The 6,442-nt window shown below is 60.0% G+C and carries 2 protein-coding genes and 1 pseudogene; all 3 read left to right on the top strand.

Annotated features, from left to right (window positions below):
* The first annotated feature begins 131 nt into the window (after positions 1 to 131).
* Entirely contained in the window at positions 132 to 1,289 is a 1,158-nt protein-coding gene (locus EOM25_11290) for a Ni/Fe-hydrogenase cytochrome b subunit (GenBank protein ID NCC25757.1), read from the top strand.
* A 1-nt stretch (position 1,290) separates the two neighbouring features.
* A pseudogene (locus tag EOM25_11285) lies at positions 1,291 to 3,348 on the top strand (tetrathionate reductase family octaheme c-type cytochrome).
* Positions 3,349 to 3,689: 341 nt separating this feature from the next.
* The coding region (locus EOM25_11280; protein NCC25756.1) for a PAS domain S-box protein at positions 3,690 to 6,442 on the top strand (2,753 nt) is incomplete at its 3' end.

Here is a 6,442-nt window from a genome sequence, read left to right as displayed (position 1 = left end):
CCCATGCCCCAGACCGCCGAGACCATCCAGCACTCGGTCTACGCCTACCTCTGGGCCCCCATCACCCTCTACGCCGCCCTGGGCGGCATCATGCGCCTGACCCACAAGACCGATACCAGGGAGGATCAACCATGAGCCACGCTCCCCAACCAGTTCCCCGACCCTTCTGGAGCCCTGGGGTCATCGTCCTGGCCGTGGTCATGGCCGTGGGCTGGACCTGCATCGTTGCCCGCTACATCGGCGGGTTGGGCTATGTGACCAACCTGGACAACGCCCACCCCTGGGGGGTGTGGATCGGCGTGGACGTGGCCTCGGGCGTGGCCCTGGCCGCCGGAGGCTTCACCACCTCGTTTCTCTGCCACATCCTGGGCCGCCACCGCTACGAGGCCGTCATCCGTCCGGCCCTGCTGACCGCGGCCCTGGGCTACACCTTCGTCGCCCTAGGCGTCTTTCTGGACATCGGCCGATCATGGGCCATCTGGAAACCCATGTTCAACTGGAACCTCAATTCGGCCCTCTTCGAGGTGGCCATGTGCGTCATGGCCTATCTGACCGTTCTCTACATCGAGTTTTTCCCAGCCGTGGCCGAGGGCCTGGGGAAGAAGTTCCCCTTTCTGGCCGGAATCAACACAAAACTCGGCCGCGTCATGTGGGCCTTTGTCATTCTGGGCGTGGTCCTCTCCTGCATGCACCAATCGAGTCTGGGGACCCTCATGCTTCTGGCCCCGACCAAGGTCCATCCCCTCTGGTATACGCCGCTCCTGCCGCTCCTCTTTCTCCTCTCGGCCTTTGCCGTGGGCTATCCCATGGTTATCTTCGAGACCGGACTGGCCACATCGTCTTTGAATTTGGAATCGGAAATGCCCATCCTGACCCCCCTGTCCCGGTTCACCATCATCACCCTTGGCGTGTACCTGGTCGTCAAGCTGGGAGACATGGTCGTCCGCGAAACCTACGTCTACCTGCTGGACGGCACGGCCCAGTCCAACGCCTTTCTCATCGAGGTCGGCCTGGGCGCCATCCTGCCCTGGCTCATGCTCCTGGCCCCGGCCGTCAGAAAATCCAGGGGGCTCCTGTTCACGGCCGCGGCCCTCATCGTCGGGGGCGTTCTGGTCAACAGGATCAACGTCTTCACCGTGGCCTACGAGGCCCCCTACAACAAGGTGGCCTACTTCCCGTCCCTGGCGGAGATAGCCGTCACGGCCGGGCTCGCGGCCACCCTCATGTTCCTCTACCGGGCCGCCGTGACCTGGCTGCCGGTCCTGAGCGCAAGACCCAAGGAGGTATGACATGCGCCCCGTCATCGTTTTCCTGTCCATTGTCCTGCTCCAGGGCTGGCTGACGCCATGCCCGGGAGAGGCCGCCACACCAGGCCAGGAGCAGAACGCCACTCCGGCCGTTGTCTGGAACGCCCCGGACCAGTTGAAGGCCATCGAGCGATCCGGCGAAAAACCGCCGTTCGTGGCAGAAGTCCTTCAGGAGTATCCGGGCCTCAGGCAGCAGCGTCTGCAAAAGCTCGGCCTGGGCATCAAGGACGTCAAGCACAGGTACGCCTGGCTGGACAGCCCCTTTGTCAACGCCGAGCGGGACGAATATAAGCCCGTGCGGTTCATGCACTCCAAGCACGCCGCCCTGGTCAACGACTGCGCCGCCTGCCATCATCTCCGCCCGGCCGATTCCAACGCCTCGGAAACAGTCCGCTGCTCGGCCTGTCACCAGGAGGCCTTCAAGCCGGAATTTCCCGAACGCCTGGGTCTCAAGGCCGCCTACCATATTCAGTGCATGGGTTGCCACGAGCAGGAGAAAAAGGGGCCAGTGGACTGCCTTGGCTGTCACGTGAAGAACCCCGTCGACCACTCGAAGCTGATCGAATTGGCCGGAGAGCCGACCCCCATGGAGGTCACCTCCGAATGCCTGCGCTGCCATCCCAAGGCCGGTGACGACATGCTGACCTCGGCCCATTGGCTGTGGCGGGGGCCCTCTCCCTACACCCTCAAGCACGGCAAGGAGGTTCAGCTCGGCAAGGCCCGGAACACCGTCAACAATTTCTGAATAAACATACTCAGCAACGAGGCTCGTTGCACATCATGTCACGCTGGATACGGATGGAAGGACGACACCTTCGACTTCACCGACAAGACCCGCATGGACTGCCTCGTCTGCCATGACACCTCCGGGACCTATAAGAAGGATCCTCCCGGGGCGGGCATGCCTGCCAAGGATGTCGATCTGATCAAGGTCGCCAAGAGCGTGGGCCTGACCTCGCGAAAGACCTGCGGAGACTGCCACTTCAGCGGTGGAGGAGGTGACGCCGTCAAGCACGCCGACATGTCCGAGAACCTGAATTGGCCCGATCGCAACTGTGACATCCACATGGGCGGCTACGACTTTCAATGTTCCGAATGTCATAAGACCAGAAACCACAAGATCCCCGGCCGCAGTTCCTCCGTGGCCGTGGTCGAGGGCAGCCGGACCTGCGAATCCTGCCACACAGCGGAGCCGCATACCTGCGGTTCCCTCCTGGACCACCATTTGAACCGCCATTGCCGGAACGTGGCCTGCAACACCTGCCACACCCCGGTCTATTCCAAGTGCACCCCCACCAAGGTCTGGTGGGACTGGTCCAAGGCCGGTGACAGGGACCGCCAACCGGTCAAGGACAAGTACGGCAAGGAAGACTACGCCTGGAACAAAGGCGAGTTCCTCTGGAAGGAAAGCGCCAAGCCGGAATACGCCTGGTACAACGGCTACATGGAACGCATTCTTCTTGGCGACCCCCTGGATCTGAATGCGGTCAACGCCATCACCAAACCCGTTGGCGGCATCCACGACCCGAGGGCCAAGATATATCCCTTCAAGGTCATGCGTGGCATCCAGCCGGCCGACGCCAAGTTCACCTATCTGCTCATCCCCAACCTCTTCGGACCCGAGGGCTATTGGAAGACCGGGGACTGGCAGAAGGCCTTTTCCATCGGCATGAAAGCCGCCAGGCTGCCCTACAGCGGTGAATATGCCTGGGCTCGCACGGACATGTATTGGGGAATCAATCACGAGGTATGCCCCAAGGAGAACGCCCTGTCATGCGTCCAATGCCACGACAGCCTGAAGGGCGAGCGGACCTGCAACCGCTGCCACCAGGACAACCGTGACGTGGATTACGCCAAGTTGACCCACCAGGGCACGGATTTCGCCCGTATGCTCTCCCGGGGCCGCGACGTGGCCGACCTGGTCAACGCCACCGACTACATCGACTTCAAGGCCTTGGGCTACAAGGGCGACCCCATCGTCACCGGCGGCCGCTTCAAGAAGCTGCCCCTTGGCTGGAAGGAATCGGCCATGACCGAATGACCTGATCCTGAACGAATAATACCCAGAACGCCCCGGCCGCCATGGTCGGGGCGTTCTAATTTTGAATATGTCGAACAATCCAAGCCGTTGATAGACACCCAACCCGCGACCACGGAGTTTCCCACAAACCGGCGATGTTCGCCCTCTACGCCAAAAATTTGGAATATCAAGCCCTTGACAGTATCGACCCCTTGCAAAAATGACGGCCTCCGCATCCCTTGATCCTTTACACCTTTTGACATTACCAATGGACCACTTTTTCGGTCTGCTCCTCGACTCATGGGCCTGCCGGCTCCCGGCAAATCACAAACAAGGGTTCTGTGCGGAGAACCACGAAAATCATGCCAAAAGAAAATCACTCCACATATCAAGTTCTGTTCGATGGATCGCCCAATTGTGTCGAGATCCTGGACGGAGACGGCCGCGTTCTGTCCATCAATCAAAGGGGTCTGGAGGCCATGGGCTGGAAGGAGGACGAGGTTCTGGGAAGGTATTTTCCCGACCTCTGGCCGGCAAAGGAAAGACCCGCGGTTAAACGGGCATTGGATTTCGTCGCCCAAGGTGAGCAGGTCGACTTCGAAGCCCGAAACACGAGACCGGACGGGACTTCCATCTTTTGGCGGGTGGTACTGAACCCGACCCGTGACTCGGACGGATCGGTCCACCGCATCGTGTGCATCTCCATGGACATGACCACCTACAAGCAGACCGAACAGGCACTGATGGACTCCTTGGAGCGGAGCGCGGCCATCATGCAGGCCGCTCCGGCAGGAATCGTCCTGATCCGGGCCCGGGACCGGGTGGTGATCGAGGCCAATCACAAGGCTGCTGAAATGGCCGGGGTCAAGCCGGAGGACTTGATCGGCCGGCCGTGCGGGACTTTTCTCTGTTCGGCAGGCCAGAAGGAATGCCCGGTGCTCGATCAAGGGCTGGCCGTGGAAGAGTCGGAGCGGATCATACGCCACCGCGGCGGCTCCATCACTCCCGTTCTCAAGACCGTGACCCGCATCGAAGTGGAGGGCGAAGATCATTTATTGGAGACCTTCGTGGACATCGGCCGATTGAAGGAGACCGAGGCGCGGCTCCGATCCAGCGAGACCAATTTTCGGAGTTTTTTCGACACGGTGGACGACATGCTCGTGGTCGGCAACCTGGACGGCCACGTCGTGTACGCCAACGAGGCGCTGATTCGGAAACTCGGTTATTCCAGGGAAGAATTGGCGACCATGCACATTCTCGACCTCCATCCGGCCGACCGCCGCTCCGAGGCCGAGGAAGGTTTGAGGGCCATGTTGAAAGGGAAAGGGAAAATCTGCCCTCTGCCTCTCAAGGACAAAACCGGAGGCTTGATCGAGGCCGAGAGCAAGAAATGGCTGGGGATCTGGGACGGCCAGCCCTGCGTCTACGGCATGTCCAAGGACGTGACCGCGGAAAGGGAGGCCCAGATCCGCTTCGAGCGTCTGTTTCGCAACAGCCCGGTGGCCATGTCCCTGGCCGAATTGCCCGAACGGCGTTTTATCGATGTCAACGCATGTTTTCAGACCACTTTGGGCTACGAACTACCGGATTTGGCGGGCAAGACCGCGGCCGAGGTGGATTTTTTCGTAGATCAACAGAATCAGGAAGATATCGCCAGGATTTTGCGAGAAAAAGGACGTCTTGAAGGATTTGAGCTGTGTCTTCGGGCCAAGGACGGATCCATAGTGGTCGGCATCTTGTCCGGAGAGATCATCGTTATCCAGGGTCGCGAGTTTTTTCTCTCGGCTTTTCAAGACATAACCGAACGGAAGAAAATCGAAGAGGCCCTGCTGGCAAGCGAACACCGCCATAGAATTATCTTTGAAAAATCCCCACTGGGCATGATTTTCTATGATTCCACGGGAACCATCGTGGACTGCAACGACAAATTTGTCGAACTCATGGGTTCGTCCAGGGAAAAACTCATCGGCTTCAACACGGCCAAAAACAGCTCCCCTCTCATGCGCGAGGTCATCGCCCAGGCCTTGGCCGGGAAACCTTCGGTCTATGAAGACAAGTACACCTCGATCACCGGGGGCCGAACCTTCTACCTGAGAATGATATACAATCCCGTCCAGCCAGGAACCGCATCCTCCGAGGCCATCGCCACCCTGGAAGACATCACCGAACGAAAGATCGCCGAGCAACGCATTCTGGAGATCAACCGTGCCCTGGAAGAAGCCCAGGCCCGGGCCGAAGCCGCCAGCAAGGCCAAGAGCGAGTTTCTCGCCAACATGAGCCACGAGATTCGCACCCCCATGAACGGGGTCATCGGCATGACCGAACTCCTGCTGGACACGGCCTTGGACGAGACCCAGATGCGCTACGCCCATACGATCCGATCCAGCGGCGAGGCCCTTCTGGGACTGTTGAACGACATTCTGGATTTTTCCAAGATCGAGGCCGGCAAACTCGATCTGGAAACCATCGATTTCGACCTGAACGAATTTCTGGACGATTTCGCGGCCATGATGGCCATGCGGGCCCACGAGAAGGGCCTGGAATTCGTCTGCGCCGTACACCCTGACGTCCCCGAGATGGTCCGGGGCGATGCCAACCGCCTGCGCCAGATATTGTTTAATCTGGCAGGGAATGCAGTGAAATTCACCGAACGGGGCGAGGTCTCGATCGGGGCCGAACTTCTGGAGCAATGCGGACCGGAAGCGCTGATCCGCTTTGCGGTCCGGGACACGGGCATCGGCATCCCGGCCGACAAACAGGAAACGCTCTTTAAAAAGTTCACTCAGGCCGATGCCTCGGTGACCAGAAAATACGGAGGCACGGGTCTGGGTCTGGCCATTTCCAGGCGTCTCGCCAAACTCATGGGTGGTGATATCGGACTTTCAAGTATCGAAGGCCGGGGGTCTGAGTTCTGGTTCACGATCCGCCTGGGCCTACAGGAGAATCAGGACCGGGCCGAGAGGCATGACCTGGACTGCCTGGCCGGGGTCAGGGTCCTCATCGTGGACGACAACTCCACGAACCGGGAGATGCTTGCGGCTCGGCTTGACTCCTGGATGATGCGCACGGATCAGACCGAAGACGGGCCTTCGGCCCTGGCCGCCCTGTACAAGGC

The organism is Deltaproteobacteria bacterium, from assembly GCA_009929795.1.
GTDB lineage: Bacteria > Desulfobacterota > Desulfovibrionia > Desulfovibrionales > Desulfomicrobiaceae > RZZR01.
Note: the sequence above shows the minus strand (reverse complement) of the source record. Positions and strands in the feature narration are given on the sequence as shown.

Coding starts and splice junctions, on each gene's coding strand:
- EOM25_11290 (NCC25757.1), top strand. CDS start 132: ATGAGCCACGCTCCCCAACCAGTTCCCCGACCCTTCTGGAGCCCTGGG.